Source organism: Streptomyces sp. NPDC048211, from assembly GCF_043202315.1.
Classification (GTDB): domain Bacteria; phylum Actinomycetota; class Actinomycetes; order Streptomycetales; family Streptomycetaceae; genus Streptomyces.
Genome location: NZ_JBIDAD010000005.1, coordinates 87,270 through 106,535, shown reverse-complemented (window position 1 = coordinate 106,535; position 19,266 = coordinate 87,270). Strand labels below are relative to the sequence as shown.

Below are 19,266 nucleotides of genomic sequence, written 5' to 3'. Positions count from 1 at the left end.
CGCTTCCATGCTCGATGGACCGTGTGCTCTGGGTCACTTTCAGCCACCATCCACGGAAAAGACCCGGCCCAGGAGGGTTCCCGGACCGGGTCTGTGACGACGAGGTGTCCTACCAGTTGGCGGGGGCGTAGTCCTTGAGGAAGCAGCCGTACATCGCCTCGCCCGCTTCGCCGCGGACGATCGGGTCGTAGACGCGGGCAGCGCCGTCGACCAGGTCGAGCGGGGCGTGGAAACCCTCCTCGGCGAGGCGCATCTTGTCGGGGTGCGGGCGCTCGTCGGTGATCCAGCCGGTGTCGACTGCGGTCATCAGGATGCCGTCCTTCTCGAACATCTCCTGGGCGCTGGTGCGCGTCAGCATGTTCAGCGCGGCCTTCGCCATGTTGGTGTGCGGGTGGCCCGCACCCTTGTAGCCACGGCCGAACACGCCTTCCATCGCGGAGACATTGACCACGTAGGAGTGCTTGGCGGCGGTCGCGGCCATCGCCGGGCGGAGCCGGCTGATCAGGATGAACGGCGCGGTGGAGTTGCAGAGCTGGACTTCCAGCAGCTCGATCGGATCGACCTCGTCGACTGTCTGGATCCAGCTGTTGGTGTGGTGCAGATCCGGGACGAGCCCGCCCGCGTCGATCGCGGTGCCGGCGGCGATGCGTGCCGGCGAGGCCGACCCCGTCACCAGGGCCAGCTCGGTGACGTCCTGCGCGCTCAGACCCTCCTTGCGGGCGGCGGGCAGCGCGGCCACACGGTCGACGGTGCCGCTGCCGAAGGTGCCGATCACTTCGGCGGCCGGCAGCTCGCCCGCGGGCAGCGGGGCGGACTCGGCGCCGAGCAGTTCGCTGTACGCCTGCGGGGACCGGCGGACCGTCTGTGCGGCGTTGTTGATCAGGATGTCCAGCGGCCCCTCGGCGGCCACCGAGTCGGCGAGCGCGACGACCTGGCCCGGGTCGCGCAGATCGATGCCGACGATCTTCAGGCGGTGGATCCACTCGTCGCTGTCCGGCATCGCCTTGAAGCGGCGGATCGCGTCGTTGGGGAAGCGCGTGGTGATCGTGGTGTGCGCGCCGTCGCGCAACAGCCGCAGCGCGATGTACATGCCGATCTTGGCGCGCCCGCCGGTGAGCAGTGCCCGGCGGCCGGTGAGGTCGGTGCGCGCGTCGCGCCGGGCGCGGTTCTCGCGGGCGCAGTCCTGGCAGAGCTGGTGGTAGAAGGCGTCGACCTCGACGTACCGCGTCTTGCAGATGTAGCAGGACCTGGGCCGCTGGAGGACACCCGCGATCTCGGAAGCGGCGGAGGACGACGGCAGGACGCCCTGCGTCTCGTCGTCGATGCGCTCGGCCGAGCCGGTCGCGGTCGCCTCGGTCACGGCCTTGTCGTGCGCCGTCTTCGCGGCGCGGCGCTCCTGGCGGCGCCGCTGCTTCACGGTGCGGTAGACACCGGCGGTGGCGCGGCGCACCGCGATGGCGTCCGGGTGGTCCACCTCGATGGAATCGAGCTCGTCGAGCACGCTCAGGCAGACGGCCAGCCGCTCCGGGTCGATGCCGGGACCGAACTCCTCGATACCGGGCACGAGCTCCGGGCCGTCCTCTGTCACCGTCATTGCCGTTCCTCTGTTGCTTGTGCCGCCGGATTCTCTCGGCGGACCGTGGCGCGCCACCGAGCCGGGCTCATGAGGACTGACATCCACGGGCTGAGACCCGGCCGCGGGCTTCTGCGCAAAGCCGCCGCACTGCGGGCCGAACGCCCCCGTCAAGTTTGCCATGCCCCGGGCGTTGCTCCATTCGGGCGCGGGAGCGGCCCCGCCCGCGATGGCCGTCGGGGTGCGTGTGCCCGGACGATCCGTCGCGGCCGGCCCCGCCCGCGGCGGCCTTCGGAAAAAAATCGCGCCCGTCCGGCATGACCTCGCCATTACCGGGCACACGAGGGCCAACGCACTTGGCAACATGGAGGGGCGACATCATGACGAGCACGACGGAGCAGGCCGGCACCACCCTCGGCGACGCGCGCACGCTGCCCGGGCACGGCGGTGCGGAAGCTTCGGAGCTGCCGTGGATCGAGGACACCGGCAAGGTGGCCCCGAAGGACGCGCGCGCCCTGTCGAAGGTCTTCCTCGACCGACTGCAGGTCCTCGAAGAGGGCACGCACGAGTACCAGTACGCGCGCAACACCCTCATCGAGATGAACCTCACGCTGGTGCGGTTCGCCGCCTCGCGGTTCCGCAACCGCGGTGGCGACGACACCGAGGACATCATCCAGGTGGGTACCATCGGGCTGATCAAGGCCATCGACCGCTTCGACCTCTCGCGCGAGGTCGAGTTCGCCACCTTCGCCGTCCCCTACATCGTCGGGGAGATCAAGCGCTTCTTCCGGGACACCACCTGGGCGGTGCACGTGCCGCGACGGCTCCAGGAGCTGCGGGTCGATCTCGCCAAGGCGAAGGAGCAGCTCGCCGCCGACCTGGACCGCGACCCGACGGTCAAGGAACTCGCCGGCCATCTCGGCCTCCCCGAGGAGGAGATCATCGAGGGGCTCGTCGCGGCCAACGGCTATTCGGCCGGGTCCCTGGACACGCCCTCGGCCGAGACCGACTCCGGCAACGACCAGCGGTCCATCGCCGACGTGATCGGCGAAGTCGATCCGGGGATGGACACCGTCGAGAACCTCCACACGCTGGCGCCGCTGCTGGAACAGCTCGACGACCGCGAGCGCAGGATCGTGCAGATGCGCTTCGGCCAGGAGATGACGCAGTCCCAGATCGGTGCCGAGCTCGGGGTGTCGCAGATGCACGTCTCCCGGCTGATCGCGCGCATCATCAAGCAGCTTCGCGCAGGGATGTCCGTCGAAGCATGAGCCCGGCGCATGAGAGCATCCCGTCCATGGATCTCTCCCCGCTGGAACTGGCCGTGCACCGGCTCCGGGACGCCGAGGCGGCAGTCGACGCCGCCCGCGCGGACGTCGAGCTGGAGTCGGTGCTCGCGGTCCGCGCGGGCGCCGGCATCGACGTGGTGTCCGGGCTCGCCGGCATCACCCCGCACGATCTGCTCAGGCTGGAGAAGGTCACCGGCGACATCCCCCCGAGCTGAACCACCGGGGTCCCGTACACGACCGGCCGCCGGACGACGCCCGACCGCACAGCGGCGGGCGTCGTTCACATATGCTGCGGGGCGACGACGGGCACCCGCTCGGACGCGACGAGAGGGTGAACCGTGGCTGAGATGCGCACCAGTTCCCACTCCCGGCACACGGTCGCGGCGGCGTTTCCGGTGCAGGCCGGCTCCGCACCGGCCGAACGGCCTTCTGTCTGGGACCTCAACGCCGCCATCCTCCTGGTCGAGGACGACGCCGGCGACGCCCTGCTCGTCGAGGAGATGCTCGCCGACGGCGAGCTGGACTCCGCACTCACCTGGTGCAAGACCCTGACCGAGGCGCTTACCTTCCTGCGCGGCCACCGGACACCGGTCTGCGTCCTGCTGGACCTGCACCTTCCGGACGTACACGGCCTGAGTGCCGTGAACCGGATCCTGGAGACCACTCCGGACGCCGCCATCGTGGTGCTGACCGGGCTGGCGGAGGCCGAGGCGGGGCTCGACGCGGTGGCCGCCGGTGCGCAGGACTATCTCGTCAAGGGACGGATCGACCCGCAGGCCCTGTCGCGCGCGGTCCGCTACGCCCTCCAGCGCAAGCAGGTCGAGCGGGCTGCGGCCGCCCTGCGGGCCACCCAGCTGATGGCCCAGGAGAACGCCCGCCTCGAACGAGGGCTGCTGCCCGTCCCGCTGCTGAACGACGACGGTTTCGAGGCCGTCGCCCGTTACGAGCCGGGCCGCGCGCACGGACTGCTCAGCGGCGACTTCTACGACGTGGTCCAGAGACCCGACGGCACCGTCCACGCCGTGATCGGCGACGTGTCCGGACACGGTGCCGCGGAGGCCGCGCTCGGGGTCTGCCTGCGGGTGGCCTGGCGCACCGCGGTCCTGTGCGACACCGACCAGCTCGGACAGCTCGCGCTGCTCGAGGAGATCCTCGTCGCGGAACGTTCCGACCCCCATGTATTCGCGACCGTCACCTCGCTCGTCCTGCCCCCCGGCGGGGATCACGTCCTCATCGTCAGGGCGGGACACCCGGGGCTCCTGCTGCGCCAGGGAACCGACATCGAGTGGGTGGAGCCGGAGGGCGGCATCGCGCTCGGCCTACTCCCCGGTCACGGCCAGTGGGTCTCCACCGAGCACGCGCTGGCACCCGGCGCCGGTCTCGTACTCTTCACCGACGGCCTGTTCGAGGGCCGCACCGGACCGGACACCCGGCTGGGGGAGGAAGGCCTCCTGGCCATGGCCAGGGACCGGTCCGCACTGACGGCCCGGCCGTTCGTCGACGCGCTGGTCGCCGGCGCCTCCGAGGGGGCCGCTCCGTACGGCGGCCTCGCCGACGACGTGGCCGTGCTGCATCTCGCTTGGAAAAGGACACCTCATGAGCAGTGACTCACCGGACGACACCCCGCAGCGGCCGGGACGGCTGGCGCGGCTGTCGGTCCAGAACTGGGTCCATCTGATCCTGGGCTGCTTCGTCCTGGTGGTCTGCGGATGCCTGGTGGTCGGCGGACTCGTCCTGGCCCGAATATCCGACCGGACCACCGAACTCGTCGACCGTATCCAGCCGGCCCGCTCGGCCTCCTTCCAGTTGCAGAACGCGCTGCTCGACCAGGAGACGGGCGTCCGCGGCTACGCCCTCACCGGGGACCCCTCCTTCCTGCAGCCGTACGCGAACGGCAAGCGCGACGAGCAGCGGCGCATGGCCCGGGTCCGCGAGGCCATGGGGGCCGGCGACCCGTACGACCACGATCTGGACCGGATCGCCGCCGCCTCGGCGAAGTGGCGCACGGAACATGCCGAACCGCTGATCGCCTCCGTCCGGCGCGACGGCCCGGAGGGCCGGTCGTCCACCAGGACCGCCGGGAGCAAGGCGGCCTTCGACACGCTCCGGCGCCTCTACACCGTGCAGCAGTCCCATCTCGACGCCGCCAGAGACCACGCGCGGGACCAGCTCGACGACGCGCGCGCCACACGCGACCGGGCGCTGATCGCACTGGTGGCCTGTTTCGTCCTGTGCGTGATCGCCCTCAGCCTGCTGCTGCACCGGGTGGTGGGACGCCCGCTCAACGCCCTGGCCGAGGCCTCCCGCCAGGTGCGGTCCGGCACCTTCGGCCGACGGATCCAGGTGCGCGGGCCCTCCGACGTAAGGGCGGTGGCCTCCGCCGTCGAGGACATGCGGCGCCGGCTGGTCGAGGAGCTCGATGCCTCCCAGGAGCGCGAGGAGCTGCTGGCCCAGCAGGCGGAGGAGCTACGCCGCTCCAACTCCGAGCTGGAGCAGTTCGCCTACGTCGCCTCGCACGACCTCCAGGAGCCGCTGCGGAAGGTCGCGTCGTTCTGCCAGCTGCTGGAGAAGCGGTACGGGACCGAGCTGGACGCGCGTGGCAAGCAGTACATCGACTTCGCGGTCGACGGCGCCAAGCGCATGCAGGTGCTCATCAACGACCTGCTCACCTTCTCCCGGGTCGGCCGGGTCCACGACAGCTGGAGCGCCGTCGATCTCGACCACGCTCTGGACCGGGGCCTGGCCAACCTGGCACTGGTCATCGAGGAGGCGGGCGCCACGGTCGTGCGTGCGGACCCGCTCCCCGAGGTGCACGGTGACGCGACGACGCTCGCGATGATCTGGCAGAACCTGATCGGCAACGCCGTGAAGTTCCGCCGCCCCGACGAGCCGTCCGTCGTCACGGTCGGCTGTGTGCGGGAGGAGGACGTCTGGCACTTCACCGTGACGGACAACGGCATCGGGATCGCCCCCGAGTTCGCCGACAAGGTCTTCGTCATCTTCCAGCGTCTGCACGCCCGTGACGAGTACGACGGTACGGGCATCGGACTCGCCCTCTGCCGCAAGATCATCGAGTTCCACGGCGGCCGGATCTGGCTCGACCCCGAACCCCGCCAGGGCACCCGCATCCATTTCTGCCTGCCCGCCGACGCCGACACCTCCCCGGCAGCCGCCGGGGAGACGGCCGGCCCCGACGAGATCCTCGGAGACACCGCGTGACCAACCCCGTACAGCCCATCGAGGTCCTTCTCGTCGAGGACGACCCGGGCGACGAGCTCATGACGCGTGAGGCGTTCGAGGACAACAAGATCCGCAATACGCTCCATGTGGTCCGCGACGGGCAGGAGGCGCTCGACTTCCTCTACCGCCGCGGCGCGCACGGTGACGCCCCGCGTCCCGACCTGATCCTGCTCGACCTGAACCTGCCCAAGTACGACGGGCGCCAGGTGCTGGAGCAGATCAAGCAGGACCCCGAGCTCTCACTCGTCCCCGTGGTCGTGCTGACCACGTCCTCCGCCGAGGAGGACATCCTGCGCAGCTACAAACTGCACGCCAACGCCTATGTCACCAAGCCGGTCGACCTCGACCAGTTCATCGCGGCGGTCCGCCAGATCGACGAGTTCTTCGTGACCGTGGTGCGGCTTCCCGGACGGGCGTAATATCCGCTGACATCGGCCGGGAGTGGGATCTCCCGGCGCGGGTACACGATCAGCGAGAAGAGAGGCCCACAGCCTCCCCCGCTGCGCCCTGGCTGGAGCACATGAACGAACAGGCCATCTCCCGGCCGGACGACTCCACGAGGAGTTGTCCGCCCACGGAGACACTGCACAGCGCCGAGGTGTTCGACGGCGAGCCCGGGTGCATCGCCCAGGCGCGCGCCCTGGCCGACCGCTTTCTCGCGCGGCTCGTCGCCGAGTGGATGGCCGTGCTCGGCACGCACACCCGCAACGATCTGATGCTCGCCGTGAGCGAGCTGGTCACCAACGCCGACCGCTACAGCCACGGCCCCTACCTGCTCGAGCTTGAGGGCAACGCCGAGCGCATCAGCGTCACGGTGTACGACAGCAGCAGCGCGCTCCCGGTCTTCTACTCCCCCGACCCGAGCCGGCTCGGGGGGCACGGCATGGAGATCGTCGTGGCCCTGTGCGACCGCCTGACGGCCGAGCGGGTGCCGGTCGGCAAGCGCATCCGCGCCGAGTTCATGCTCAGCAGCTGATCAGCCCCGCCGGCCCACGAGCCGTGGCGTCAGCCCTCGCTCCCCTGCCTGCCGAACCAGTCGATGCAGACGACCAGCGCGTCGTCGAGCGTGTCCGCGTCGCGATAGTCCGCGAGTTCACGCAGGACCGCCCCCGGGACCGACGCCGCGGGCAGCAGCCGCGTCGCGAGGATCACCCTGGCCAGTCCGCGTTCCACGTACGCCTCGCCGTGGGGTGACAGGGTGTCGTACACCCCGTCGCTGACGAGCAGCAGCCGGTCGCCCGGGAGCGCCTGAAGGTTCTGGACCACGTACTGCGACTCCTCGAACATGCCGAGCGGCAGCTGGGCGTCCAGTTCCACCCGGGCGACCGTGCGGCCGCGCAGCCGCCACAGCTGCGGGGACCCCGCGTCCACCGCGCCGATCCTCCCGGTGGCGAGGTCGAAGCGGAGCAGCAGGGTCGACACATGGGCGCTGCCGCGGTGCTGCTCGTAGAGCGCCTGGTCGGCGAGGGCGGCCTGGTCCGCGATGCCGATGCCGGCCCTTCTGGCGTTGCGCAACGCGTTCACGGCGAGGTTGGTGAGCAGGGAGGCCTGGATGCCCTCGCCCCAGCCGTTGGTCACGGAGACGGTCAGCTGGTCCCCGTCCGCGGCCCAGTCGAAGTTGTCCCCGTGGATGGCGTAGGCGGGTTCCAGCTGCGCGCCGATGGCGTACTCGGCCGCGGTGAAGGCCCGGGCGGGGAGCAGTTGCCACTGCATCTCGGCGGCGAGCGTGAGCCGGTTGACGCGGCGGGCCCGCCGGTAGTGGTCGGTGTCCCGCTCCGCCACGACGATCTCGTGGCCCAGGAGGTCGGCCACGTGGGCCAGCTCGTCCATGGTCTGCGGGGTGACCGCGTCGGCCGGGAGACGCACGCTGAGGATTCCGAGGCGCTCGCCCCGTACCGTCACGGGAAGGTGATGGTCGACCTGACCGCCGTCACCGGCCGGCACCTCGTGCGGGCGCTGGCTGCCGAAGGCACGGCCCTGCGGGCTGTTGTGCATCGACAGGACGCCTTCGTGTTCCGGTGCGGCGCCGACCGGCTTGAGGACGGTCATCCCGTAGTCCGCCAGCAACAGCTGCACGGACCGGGCGTCGTAGGCGATGGCCAGTGCGTCGCGCACCGTCTCCACCAGGGCGTGCGGCGCGGCGGCGCGTACGGCTCGTTCGATCTCGGTACGGGCGTTCACGGTCTTCCGCTCATTCTTCGTCGGGTGACAGGGACGGGGCCGGGCTGACAGGAGGACGCTCCGGATGACAGAGTGGATGGATGCCCCACCGCACCGGCCGTCCTCACCGTCTCGAACGGGTTTCCGAGGACGTCTGCGCCGCCTCCGAACTGCTGGAGGTGCTGTGGGGCCGCGGCCAGGAAGCGGCCCCTCCCGGCACGGTCTCGCCCTCGCAGCTGCGGGCTCTGCTCGTGATCGAGCGGCAGGAGGGCAGCAACCTCCGCTCGCTCGGTGAGGCGCTCGGTTCGCGCGCCCCGTCGGTGAGCAGGCTCTGCGACCGGATGGAGGCCATGGGCCTCGTCCAGCGGGACCCCAGCGCGACGAGCCGCCGCGAGGTCGAGCTGCGGCTGACCGCACGGGGCCGCGCGCTCCTGGAGGAGTGCCGGGCGATCCGCACGCGCGAGCTCTCCGCCGTACTGGAGCGGATGGAGCCCGCCGAGGTGGCGGCGCTCGCCGACGGGCTCGCCGCCTTCCGCTCGGCCGCGTCGGAGCGGCTCGCCGCCGGCCGGAGTCCGGCCGACCGGCTTCGCGACGACATCCCGGACAGCGCCTAGCTTCATCCAGCCCCTGCTTCCGCGTACCGAGGCACTCCGCGAGGGGGTGCGTACGTTGATCATTGGGGTACAGATTGTTGCCCCATGAAGAATGTTGTCAAATGGCAACTGTTACTTCTATCGTTGGCCGACACCCGCCGCGAGCAGGGACGGACTTGCATCGGACCGTCCACATCAACCGGCGTTCTCCCCCGCTGTCCAGTGCATCACGAGGTGAACGTGCTTCCGTCCCCCAGCGCCGGCAAAGCCATGAGAATCGTCCCACGCCAGGACCGTGGAGCGCTGGTCCTCGCCGTGACAGGTGACCTCGACATCGACAACGTCGCCCCCCTGGGCGCCGCGCTGCGGAGCGCGGCGCAGGACGGCGACGGGCCGGTGGTCGTCGACCTCTCGGAGGTGGGTTTCGCGGACTCCACGACGGTGAACGTGCTTCTTCAGGGCCAGACCCTTCTGGGACCCCGGCTGCGGCTCGCCGCGCCGTCCCCCTTCATGGCACGGCTGATCGGCGTGCTGGGACTCGACAGCGCCCTTCCGGTCTTCCCGACCGTCGCCGAGGCGACCGACCCGCCGCTGCCCGCCTGAGGCCACCGCATGCGAGCGCCCTTCCTCCCGTCGGACGGGAGGAAGGGCGCTCGCATGGTGTGCGGTGTCCGCCTCAGCCCAGTGCGGGCGGAGCGTCCTCGGGCGAGGTGCCCCACGCCGACGGCTCGCTGCCCACCGTGAAGGAGAGCGACCGGGCCGAACGGATGTCGTCCGTGGTGAGGTAGGTACGCGACTGCTGCGCACCGTCGAGCCGCGCCGACTGGATGTAGCGCTCGGTGTCCGAGGCGCCGGGCGCGCTCACCGTGAGCGATCCGCGCGGGTAGTACCGGCGGTCGAGCTTGATGTCGACGCGCTCGAACGCCGGCGTGGACAGACCCCAGGTGTCGGTGCCCGGCTGGACCGGGAAGACCCCGATCGAGGAGAGCACCATCCAGGCGGACATGGTGCCGAGGTCGTCGTTGCCCGTCATGCCGGTCGGGCCGTTGGTGAAGAGCGTCAGCGCCGCGTGGACCACGTCGGTCGTCTTCCACGGCTGGCCGGTGGAGAGATAGGTGTACGGGGCGATGAGGTCGGGCTCGTTCTGCGGGTTGTACTTGTCCGCGTTGTAGTACGCGTACGGGCCGTTGACCCAGACCTCACGGGCGGTCTTCGCCGGGTCGGCGAGGAGCTTGTCGTACGCGAAGAAGGAGTCGAGCCGCTGGTTGGCGGCGTCCTTGCCGCCGATCAGGTCGACCATGCCGGGGATGTCCTGCGGCACCATCCACTGGTACTGCCAGGACGTTCCCTCGTGGAAGCCCTCGCTCTGCGCCGGGTCCGCGGGTCCGGTGAAGGCGCCGGAGGCGTCGCGGGCACGGAAGAAGCCGGTGGAGGGGTCGAAGATCTTCCGGTAGTTCTGCGCACGGGCGTCGTAGCGGGCGGCGTCGGCGTCGTGGCCGAGGTCGCGGGCCATCTCGGCGAGCATGCCGTCGGACAGGGCGTACTCCAGGGTGGCGGAGGCGCCGTGGTCGTAGTCGGAGTCGCCCGGCTTGGCGTGCGGGCGGTCCTTGATGTACGGGGCGAAGCCGTCCTTCAGGTACTCGACGTTGGCCTCGCGGCCCACCGGTGCGGAGTCCGTGGCCGGTACACCGTCGGCGTTCTTCTTCAGGGCGCGGTACGCCTCCTCCTCGTACCCCTTCAGCAGTCCCTGCTGGTAGGCGTTGGTGAGGAAGGGGGTGACCGGGTCACCGGTCATGATGTTCGTCTCGACCGTGCCGTAGCCCCACTTGGGCAGCCAGCCGCTCTCGGCGTCGATCCGCAGGACGGATATCGCCATGTCGCGGGACTCGCGCGGGGCGAGGAGCGAGAGGAGCTGGGCCTGGGTGCGGTAGGTGTCCCAGAGCGACCAGTTCTGGTAGTACGTGAAGTTCTCGGCGCGGTGCTTCTTCTGGTCCCAGCCGGTGTAGCGGCCGTCCACGTCGCTGCCGACGTTGGGCGCGAGGAAGGAGCGGTAGAGCGAGGAGTAGAAGGTGCGGCGCAGTTCGTCGCTGCCGCCCTGCGCCTTCACGCCTTCGAGGCGGTCCTCCCAGTCGCGCTGGGCAGCGCGCTCGACGTGGTCGAAACTGTGGCCGCCCTCGGCGCGCAGGTTGAGCGCGGCGCCCTTGGCATCGACGTAGCTCAGGGCGGTGGTGGCCTCGACGGTCCGGTCCTTGCTGGTGTCGAAGCGCAGCCATGCGCCGTTGCGGGCGTCGGTCGCCGAGGACTTCTTCGAGCCCTCGGTGACGGTGTCGCCGTTCCAGGTGCCGGACGTGGTGAAGGGCCGGTCGAAGTGGGTGACGGTGTAGACCGTGTACGCCTTGGTGTCCTGGCAGAAGCCACTGCCCTTGATCGCGGTGCGCACGGTCCTGTTGTCGAGGATCTCGACCTCGGACGAGAGCGTCCTGTGCAGCGACTGGCCCGCGTTGAGCAGGACGTTGGCCTTGTCGGTGGCCGGGAAGGTGTAGCGCTGCACCCCGGTGCGCCGGGTCGCGGTCAGTTCGGCGTCGATGCCTGTCTTGAGTCCGACCTTGTAGTAGCCGGGGCTCGCCTTCTCGTCGTCGTGGCTGAACTCGGCCGCGTACTTCGCGTAGTCGGTCTCGGTGACGTCACCGGTGGTGGGCAGGGTCGGCAGATCGCCGCCCAGGCCGCAGCCGACGCCGGAGAGGTGGACCGAGGAGAAGCCGCGGATGTGGTTCTCGCCGTAGTCGTATCCGGTGTTGTGGCCGGTGTCCGGGGAGAGCTGCACCATGCCGAACGGCACGGAGGCGCCGGGGTAGGTGTTGCCCTCGTTCTGGGTGCCGATGAACGGGTTGACCAGGTCGGTCAGCCGGCCGTCGGTCCGGGGCGCGGCCTGGGCCGCGGCCCCCGTCGTGAGGACACCGCCCAACAGCGCGGCGGCGGCGAGTGCGGCCGCCGGGCCGCGCAGGCGCGGCCGTGGGATCCGGTGCATGGGGATACTCCTTTGGACAACGTTGTCAGAGCGCGATCATTCTTGGTTCCCCGTTGATCCACGTCAAGGGGTCGGGACGGTGCGACTCCGGTCCGCCCGCTGCGGGGCGGACCGGAGTCGCACCACTGGTCACGCGGCGGGGCAGCCCGCCACGACCGGCTTCGACGCGTCGCGGATCAGCGACTGCTGGGCGTCGTGCACCCGCTTCACATCGGGCTTCACGACCCTGCGGTCGTAGGTGAGCAGGCCGTTCAGCTCACCCTCCACGTCGGAGATCTGCGTGTACACCGCTCCGTTGCTGCCCTTGCAGGCCAGCGCGTGCACCTCGTCGAGCTTGGTGAGGTAGTCGTCGGTGTAGGTGGCCGGGTCGACCGCGATGTACGACTGCTGCACGGCCCAGGCGTGGCCCGGTACCGCGAGCCCGAGTCCGCCGTACTCCCCGCTGATCAGGGCGCGTCGGCCGTCCGGCTTCGGCAGCGCGGGGCTCGGGTAGCCGTGCTCGTCGATGATGTCCCCGGTGCCTCCGTCGACGCCCAGGTTGATCCCGGACATGCTGTTGACCAGCCGGGTCGGGTCCCAGGACTTGGCCTGGTCGGCGATGCGGGCCTCGTCGTACTGGCCCCAGCCCTCGTTGAAGGTGACCCACATGACGACGGAGGGGTGGCTGGAGTGTTCGTCGATCATCTCCTTCATCTCGTGCTCGTACTCGGCACGCGCGGCGGCGGACGGGTTGACGGTGTTCATCGCCGGCATGTCCTGCCAGACCGTCAGGCCCAGCTTGTCCGCCCAGTAGAACCATCGGTCGGGCTCGACCTTGATGTGCTTGCGGACCGAGTTGAAGCCCATGTCCTTGTGCATCTTCAGGTCGTACGCGAGTGCCTCGTCGGTGGGCGCGGTGTGCAGCCCGTCCGGCCAGAAGCCCTGGTCGAGGGTGGCCATCAGGAAGACCGGCTTGCCGTTGAGGACGGTGCGCGGGGTGCCGTTCACCTTCTCGACGGCGATGGACCGCATACCGAAGTAGCTGCCGACCCGGTCCGATCCGACCGTGACCTCGAGCTGGTACAGGTGCGGATCGTCCGCGGACCACAGGTGCGGGTCCGGGACGGACACCTTCAGCGCCGATCCGGTCCGGCCGGTGACGGTGCCCACCTTGCGCTTTCCGTCGTACGCGGTCGCCGTGACCGGCACCCCGTCCCGTACGCCACGCACCTCGACGGCGACGCTCTCACCCGGGACGTCCGGGGTGATCTTCAGCGAGTCCGCGTGGTCGGCCGCGACCGGCTCCATCCAGACGGTCTGCCAGATACCGGAGGACGGCGTGTACCAGATGCCGCTGGGGTCGAGGCGCTGCTTGCCCATCGGCGGGTTCTCGCCGTCCTCGGCGTCCGTCGGGTCGTAGACGCCGACGATCAGCTCCTGGGTGCGGCCGGGCTTCAGCGCGTCGGTGATGTCGGCGCCGAACTTGTCGTAGCCGCCCTTGTGTTCGGTGACCTTGTGCCCGTTGACGTACACCTCGGACTGCCAGTCGACGGCGCCGAAGTTCAGCTGGAGCCGCTTGCCGGAGCCGACCTTCCAGTTCTGCGGGACGGTGAAGGTCCGCCGGTACCACATGCGGTCCTCGTGCCGTTCGATCCCGGAGAGCTGCGATTCGACCGGGTACGGGACGAGGATCTTCTCCCCGAGCTTCCTGCCCACCGGGGGCCGCTCCCCCGCCTTCGCCGCGGCGAACTCCCAGGAACCGTTGAGGTTCTGCCAGTTCTCGCGGGTGAGCTGCGGGCGCGGATACTCGGGCAGGGCGTTCTTCGGCCCCACCTCGTCGGCCCACTTGGTGCGGAGCTGGTACGTGGAGTGGTTGGGCCCGCTGGACCAGAAGGCGCCGACCTGCTTGCCGTCCTCGCCGGCCAGGGCCCCGTCGCCGTCATAGCGGATGTCGGCGAGCCCGGTGGCGTTGCCCGCCTTGTTGCCGACGACCGGCTCCTTGAGGGCGACGGTCACGCTGCGCGGGTCGGCCGGATCGGCCTTGACCGCCCCGAGCGGCCACTCGGCTCCGCCGATCACGGCGTCGAGGTGGTTCACCAGACCGGCCGGGAGGGCGCCGAGCTTCTGTGCGAAGTCGAGCTTGAGGGTGCGGCCGTCGGCGAGCACGGTGGCGCCTATGGCTCCGTCGTACGCGAAGTCGTCCGGCAGCCGGAAGGCGGACTGGGGTACGGGCACCTCGGTGCCGCCCGGTTCGGTCCACTTGAGATGGAGGTTGGAGCCTCCCTCGTGCTCGAAGTACTCCACCTTGAAGTCATAGGCGGTCCCTGCGGTCAACTCGACCGGCTGGGAGGTCTGTTCCTTCTCCCAGTCGTCGACCCAGTGGTCGATGACCGGCTTTCCGTCGATCCAGAGGCGGAAGCCGTTGTCCCCGATCATCGAGAACGTATGGGCTCCGGTCTTCTCCGGCACGATCTTCCCGGTCCACCGGATGCTGGCGTCGTCGGCCTGCCCGGTGGCCGAGGTCAGCCGTGACTCCAGGGTCGGGAAGTCGATGGAGGGGTCGAATCCGGTGGCCTTGAGCTCCCCGAAGTCGAAGGCGCCCGGGGCGGACTGGGTGTAGTACTCCCCCTTCAGCCCCTGCACGCCGGCGGAGCCTCCGGGGTCCTGGCCCGCGGCGGACGCGGCGGGGACGGCGGACAGTCCGGCGGCCCCGACGGCGGCTGCCAGAAACAGAATCAGTCTCTTGTCGATACGCACGGAATTTCCTTCGTGGGGAAGGGTGGCGGCTCGTTGCCACACGATGTACAACGTTGGAAGGAATGGCAGTTGGCATGACAACACGCCGGATGTGGCGCTGTCCAGGTCCATGACAAGCCCCGCTGCGGGGTGGAGGAATTCGGAAGAGCCCAGGTCAGAGGCCTCGGGATGACGGTGTGGAGCGGATCGCCACGCCGCTGTTCGGCCTGCCCGTGGGAACTCCGGCACGACCCGGACCGGCTGTGGTGTCAGACGAGCTGATAGACGCTCTTGGCGACGAGCCAGAATCCGGCCAGCAGGGACAACGTCACGATCACCTGGTCCTGGTGACCCTCGATCCACTCGCGCAGCGCGGCGAGTCGCGCCCGGGCCGGCTCGGGCCTGAAGGTCGTGCAGAGCTCCATCACCAGCAGCCCGGAGGTGGCCAGCAGACAGAACACCATCAGCGCCACATACGAACCGAGGGACGTCAGGTGCGCCTGCACGACGGTCGCGGCGCCCGCGGCGACCAGGCCCCAGGGCTGCAGGATGACGCCCAGCCCGGCGGCGGTCCACCCGGAGGCGCTGTCCAGCCGTCCCAGCCACTTGGGCGTCGGGCGCGGCCGGCTGCCCCGGCGCCGTTTGCGCTCCGCGTAGGTCACCATGGCGAGGCCCAGTACCAGTTTGAGCGCCAGGGCGACGGTCGACGGTGCGCTCCTGGGAGCGGGCGGCTTGCCGCCGGTCAGCAGGATCACCACGGCGAGGACCAGAACCAGACAACCGAGCCAGGCCAGGATGAACGCCAACCCCTTCCGCACGCCCCCGGGCGCGGAGAGCAGCAGGATGAACGCGCTGTTGTGCAGGGGCCCCAGGTTGATGGCCAGCCCGATGACGACGAGGTCCAGAACCATGCGCGGCGCTCCGCTCTCCGTCTACTTCGCAACCCGACCGCCGCGCCTCAACCTCCGTCGGAGCGCCCGGGCAGCCTGCGCGGGGCTTCGTCGAAGACGCAGTCACCACACAGTCCGCCGCCCGGGAGACGGTAGTAGAGGCAACAGGTGTTCCGCCGGAAGCCCGGCCCGTGCGGCGCCCCCGTGTCGCGCAGATCCGGGTGGTCGAAGAGCTCCGCGGCCAGGGCCCGGGTCCGCGCGGCGACGTCCGCGCGGCCGTGGGCCCGTGCCCACGCGATCAGTTGGCGCACGGCTCCCGCCAGCGCGGATCCGGCGTTGCCCCACAGCAGCCGGACCGGGACGGGGGTGTCGCGCCGGACCGCCGCAGCGAGCGGTTCGAGGTGCCCGTACTGGACGATCTCCCGGATCCGGGCGGCGGACCCCGGAACGATGCCGGCAGCGGCCGGCCACAGGTCGTCGGGGGTGGCCGCACAGGGATCCCAGTACAGGCTCTCGGCCCGCAGCGCGGGGAAACCGCCCGTGACGGCCGCCGGTCCCAGCGCGACGGACCAGAGCCGCGCGGCGAGTCCCAGGTGTGCGACGGATGCCGCCACCCGCCGTTCGGACGTCCCGAGCCGCCGGGCGACGGTGTCGATCCGGGCCGCGAGCGGTGCGTCGTCCCCCGCGTACAGCCGTGCCAGCGGTCGGTGCCCGTCCCCCGGCACAGGGCCCGTCCGCATCGCGAAGAACCCGCCCGGGGAGACCTCCTCGCCCATCGCCCTGCCGCCCCCCTTCGCCCGGCCACCCGTTGTGACCCCACGGGCACCGGCAGTGCCGCGGCTCGCGGTTCACCGTACCCGTGCGGGATGATCGTTCTGAGGCCGGCCACGGGGAGGACTACCGTCGGGAGGAGGACACCCGGGCCACTCCCGTACTACCAAAGCAGTACGTCGAATCGCCGTCTCAGGGACGACGACGCGGCGGCTTTGAAGGGAGATCGTGGTGTACATGAGTTCCCTCGCGCTGTCCGTGCTCCTGTCACTGGTCTCCGCGGTCGCCTACGCGGCCGGGGCGATCGTCCAGGAGCGCGTGGCCACCTCCTCCGACGGCCGCTCACTCGCCCCGCTGCGCGACCGGGTCTGGTGGGCCGCGGTGGCTCTGAACGGCGTGGGTGCGGTGCTGCACGTGGTGGCGCTGGCGTACGGTCCGCTCAGCCTCGTCCAGCCGCTGGGCGCCCTGACCATCGTCTTCGCCCTGCCGATGGCCGCCCTCTTCGTGCGCCGCAAGGCCGGGGCGACCGCCTGGCGCGGCGCGGTCATGGCGACCGTCGGGCTTGCCGGGCTGCTGGCCCTGACCGGAAGCTCCGATACGCACTCGCTGGGCGGGCCGCAGCAACTCATGCTCGCCCTCGTGACGTTCGGCGCCGTGGCCGCCCTCATGCTGGTCGCGAAGGCCATGCGCCGGCCGGTGATGCGCAGCGTGGTCCTGGCCGGAGCCGCGGGTGTCGCCTTCGGTATCGCCTCGGTGTTCACCAAGACCGTGGCCATGCAGTGGACCTCGGGCTCGGTGGGCGCGGGCCTGCCGACACTGCTGGTGATCGCCGCGCTCGCGGGCGCCGGGCTGCTGCTGTCCCAGGCCGCGTACCGCGGCGCGGGTCTGACCGCCCCGCTCGCCACGGTGACCGTCGTGAACCCGGTGGTGGCCGCCGCGGTCGGCCTCACGCTGTTCGGTGAGCAGTTCCGGCACGGCACCGCGGGCACGATGCTCGCCCTCGCCTGCGGAGCCGTCGCGGCCGGTGGACTGATCATGCTCACCACGGAACGGATGAGCGCGGAGCGCCGCGGGGGCCAGGAGGCACCGGAAGGCGACGAGAGCACGCGGACCGCGTCCCGCACGGGCGGGACCGCGGGCAGGGCTTCGCGCGGCGCCACCGTCGTGGCGCCGCCTCCGGGCCCGGCGTCGTCGACCCGGGCTTCTCACATCTCCGGCGCCCCCGGCCCGTCCGGCGAGGACGCGCGGGATTTCGCCGGGCCCGCCGGCTCGCCGGACCCGGCGGGCGAGGTGCCGGGCCCGGTGGACGCGGCAGCAGCCCGGCCGACGGCACCGATCGTGGTGACCTTCCCCGAACCCACGGGGCCGATGCCGCCGGGAGCAGCCGCGGAAACGTTTCCCGCCCCGTTGCCGCTCCCCGTGCGGACACCGCTGGGACGCCGGGTGGGTCAGGCGGAGTTCGCACCGGATCCACGGCCGCGCGGCACCACCGTGCGAAGGGGCGCGTCATCCGCCGCTTCCGCTGCCGGTGACCGCCCCGGCGTTCAGACCTTGACGCCGCCCGCCCTGAGGTAGGCGAGCGGATCGACGTCGGAGCCGTAGCCGGGTCCCGTCCGGACCTCGAAGTGCAGGTGCGGCCCTGTGACGTTGCCGGTGGCACCGGAGCGGGCGATGCGCTGGCCGCCGCCGACGTGCTGACCCGAGCGCACGAGGAGCGACGACAGGTGCGCGTACTGGCTGTACTTGCCGTCGCCGTGCCGGATGACGATCTGGTAGCCGTAGGCCCCGCCCCAGCCCGCGGAGACGACCGTGCCGGGCGCCACGGCCTTCACCGACGTACCCGTCGGCACGGGGAAGTCGACGCCCGTGTGGTAGCCGCTGGACCAGGACCCCGCCTGGTGGTACGGGGTGCCCGTGCGGGCCGCCACCGGGGCGGTGAGCCCGGAGTGCTTCTCCGCCCGCTCGGTCTTGTGGCTTTCGGTCTTGTGGGTCTCGGTCTTGTGGGTCTCGGTCTTCTTGGGCTTCGGCTTGGCCTGCTGAGTCTGCTTCGGCTGCGCCGCCGGCTTGGGCTTCGCCTGCTGCGCGGGCTGCGCCGTCCGCTTCTGCTCGGGCTTCGCCGTTCCCTTCGGTGCGGGCGCCGCCTTCTCCTTGGCGCGCGGCTCCCGCACCGCATCCGTCTTCGGAGCGGCGCCGGTGACCGTCCTCGGGGTCCCTGCCTGGTCGAGGCTGAGACGCTGGCCGGGGAAGATCAGGTCCGGGTCGTCACCGACGACCTGGCGGTTCGCCGAGTAGAGCCGCTGCCAGCCGCCCTCCAGGCGCCGGTCCGCCGCGATCCCGGAGAGCGAGTCCCCGGTTGCCACGGTGTACGAGTCGCGTCTGCCCGGCACCGTCGTAGGCGTGGCCGAGGCGTTCCTCGTCTCCGCCCTGGCCGGCGCGGAGGGCCGGGGACCGGCCTTCTTCGGCGTCGCGACCTCGCTCGTCCGCTCGGTCTGCGGGCTGATGTCGGGGCCCCCGCCGCCCCGGGTCAGCCCGGCCTTCCCGGAACAGACCGGCCAGGCGCCCGGCCCCTGTCCCCCGAGGACCTTCTCCGCGATGGCGATCTGCTGGTCCCTGGTGGCCAGGTCCGCGCGCGGGGCGTAGACCGTGCCACCGTAGGCCGCCCACGTCGACCGGGTGAACTGAAGGCCGCCGAAGTAGCCGTTGCCCGAGTTGATGTGCCAGTTGCTGGTGGATTCGCACGCGGCAACCTTGTCCCAGACATCGCCCGACGCGGCACCGGCCGATGCGGCGGTGAGAAGCGGGAGCGCAATGCCCGCACCGCCCGCTGTGACCGTGAGCGAAGCACGGTTGATGCGGCTGGGCTGATATCTGCGGTGCCGTCCGTTCGCGGCCATGATGTTGGCTCCCCCACAGGCAGTAGGACACGTCGCAAGCGGTCAACTTATGTGCAGACAGCGGGTGATGACAAGAGCACAGCGAGTTCCGGCCACACCCTCCGCCGGGCCTC

The 19,266-nt window shown here is 70.8% G+C and carries 16 protein-coding genes; 9 read left to right on the top strand and 7 right to left on the bottom strand.

What is annotated here, in order from left to right; translation table 11 throughout:
- Nucleotides 1-109: 109 nt before the first annotated feature.
- The gene (locus ACGFZA_RS20095) at nt 110-1,594 is read right to left on the bottom strand and encodes an SDR family NAD(P)-dependent oxidoreductase (RefSeq protein ID WP_393680696.1); all 1,485 of its coding nucleotides are present in this window, start codon (nt 1,592-1,594) and stop codon (nt 110-112) included.
- 359 nt (nt 1,595-1,953) lie between these two features.
- Here ACGFZA_RS20095 and ACGFZA_RS20090 point away from each other — a divergent pair, with 359 nt between their 5' ends.
- From ACGFZA_RS20090 to ACGFZA_RS20065, 6 genes are all read left to right on the top strand, one after another.
- Nucleotides 1,954-2,844, top strand: coding sequence for an RNA polymerase sigma factor SigF (locus ACGFZA_RS20090; RefSeq protein ID WP_393680694.1), 891 nt, complete (start codon nt 1,954-1,956; stop codon nt 2,842-2,844).
- Between the two features lie 26 nt (nt 2,845-2,870).
- Nucleotides 2,871-3,077, top strand: coding sequence for a hypothetical protein (locus ACGFZA_RS20085; protein ID WP_385286616.1), 207 nt, complete (start codon nt 2,871-2,873; stop codon nt 3,075-3,077).
- A 132-nt stretch (nt 3,078-3,209) separates the two neighbouring features.
- Nucleotides 3,210-4,469: a PP2C family protein-serine/threonine phosphatase gene (locus ACGFZA_RS20080; protein WP_385286617.1), complete on the top strand. Its 1,260-nt coding sequence runs from the start codon at nt 3,210-3,212 to the stop codon at nt 4,467-4,469.
- On the top strand, nt 4,459-6,081 hold the full coding sequence (locus ACGFZA_RS20075; RefSeq protein ID WP_393680691.1) for a CHASE3 domain-containing protein: 1,623 nt from the start codon (nt 4,459-4,461) through the stop codon (nt 6,079-6,081). Before ACGFZA_RS20080 ends, ACGFZA_RS20075 begins: the two co-directional genes overlap by 11 nt.
- Nucleotides 6,078-6,521, top strand: a complete 444-nt coding sequence (locus tag ACGFZA_RS20070) for a response regulator (RefSeq protein WP_393680689.1) — start codon at nt 6,078-6,080, stop codon at nt 6,519-6,521. Before ACGFZA_RS20075 ends, ACGFZA_RS20070 begins: the two co-directional genes overlap by 4 nt.
- 101 nt (nt 6,522-6,622) lie before the next feature.
- On the top strand, nt 6,623-7,078 hold the full coding sequence (locus ACGFZA_RS20065) for an ATP-binding protein (RefSeq protein WP_385286623.1): 456 nt from the start codon (nt 6,623-6,625) through the stop codon (nt 7,076-7,078).
- Nucleotides 7,079-7,107: 29 nt separating this feature from the next.
- On the opposite strand, the gene ACGFZA_RS20060 is transcribed toward ACGFZA_RS20065, so the two are convergent.
- A complete protein-coding gene (locus tag ACGFZA_RS20060; RefSeq protein ID WP_393680687.1) occupies nt 7,108-8,283 on the bottom strand; it encodes a PP2C family protein-serine/threonine phosphatase in 1,176 nt (391 codons plus the stop codon).
- 80 nt (nt 8,284-8,363) lie between these two features.
- Between ACGFZA_RS20060 and ACGFZA_RS20055 the strand changes: the two genes are divergently transcribed.
- Entirely contained in the window at nt 8,364-8,876 is a 513-nt protein-coding gene (locus ACGFZA_RS20055; protein WP_385286627.1) for a MarR family winged helix-turn-helix transcriptional regulator, read from the top strand.
- Between the two features lie 249 nt (nt 8,877-9,125).
- On the top strand, nt 9,126-9,458 hold the full coding sequence (locus ACGFZA_RS20050) for an STAS domain-containing protein (RefSeq protein WP_393680684.1): 333 nt from the start codon (nt 9,126-9,128) through the stop codon (nt 9,456-9,458).
- Between the two features lie 73 nt (nt 9,459-9,531).
- On the opposite strand, the gene ACGFZA_RS20045 is transcribed toward ACGFZA_RS20050, so the two are convergent.
- The 4 genes from ACGFZA_RS20045 to ACGFZA_RS20030 all read right to left on the bottom strand — a co-directional run bounded on the left by ACGFZA_RS20045 (nt 9,532) and on the right by ACGFZA_RS20030 (nt 16,264).
- The gene (locus ACGFZA_RS20045; RefSeq protein WP_393680682.1) at nt 9,532-11,883 is read right to left on the bottom strand and encodes a GH92 family glycosyl hydrolase; all 2,352 of its coding nucleotides are present in this window, start codon (nt 11,881-11,883) and stop codon (nt 9,532-9,534) included.
- 129 nt (nt 11,884-12,012) lie between these two features.
- A complete protein-coding gene (locus ACGFZA_RS20040) occupies nt 12,013-14,619 on the bottom strand; it encodes a PA14 domain-containing protein (protein WP_393680679.1) in 2,607 nt (868 codons plus the stop codon).
- Nucleotides 14,620-14,867: 248 nt separating this feature from the next.
- Complete coding sequence (locus ACGFZA_RS20035; RefSeq protein WP_385286635.1) at nt 14,868-15,509, bottom strand: GAP family protein; 642 nt, start codon at nt 15,507-15,509, stop codon at nt 14,868-14,870.
- 47 nt (nt 15,510-15,556) lie between these two features.
- Complete coding sequence (locus tag ACGFZA_RS20030; protein WP_393680676.1) at nt 15,557-16,264, bottom strand: (2Fe-2S)-binding protein; 708 nt, start codon at nt 16,262-16,264, stop codon at nt 15,557-15,559.
- 223 nt (nt 16,265-16,487) lie between these two features.
- Between ACGFZA_RS20030 and ACGFZA_RS20025 the strand changes: the two genes are divergently transcribed.
- The gene (locus tag ACGFZA_RS20025) at nt 16,488-17,834 is read left to right on the top strand and encodes a DMT family transporter (protein WP_393680674.1); all 1,347 of its coding nucleotides are present in this window, start codon (nt 16,488-16,490) and stop codon (nt 17,832-17,834) included.
- On the opposite strand, the gene ACGFZA_RS20020 is transcribed toward ACGFZA_RS20025, so the two are convergent.
- Nucleotides 17,804-19,153, bottom strand: coding sequence for a transglycosylase family protein (locus ACGFZA_RS20020; protein WP_393680672.1), 1,350 nt, complete (start codon nt 19,151-19,153; stop codon nt 17,804-17,806). The genes ACGFZA_RS20025 and ACGFZA_RS20020 overlap by 31 nt on opposite strands.
- Nucleotides 19,154-19,266 lie beyond the last annotated feature (113 nt).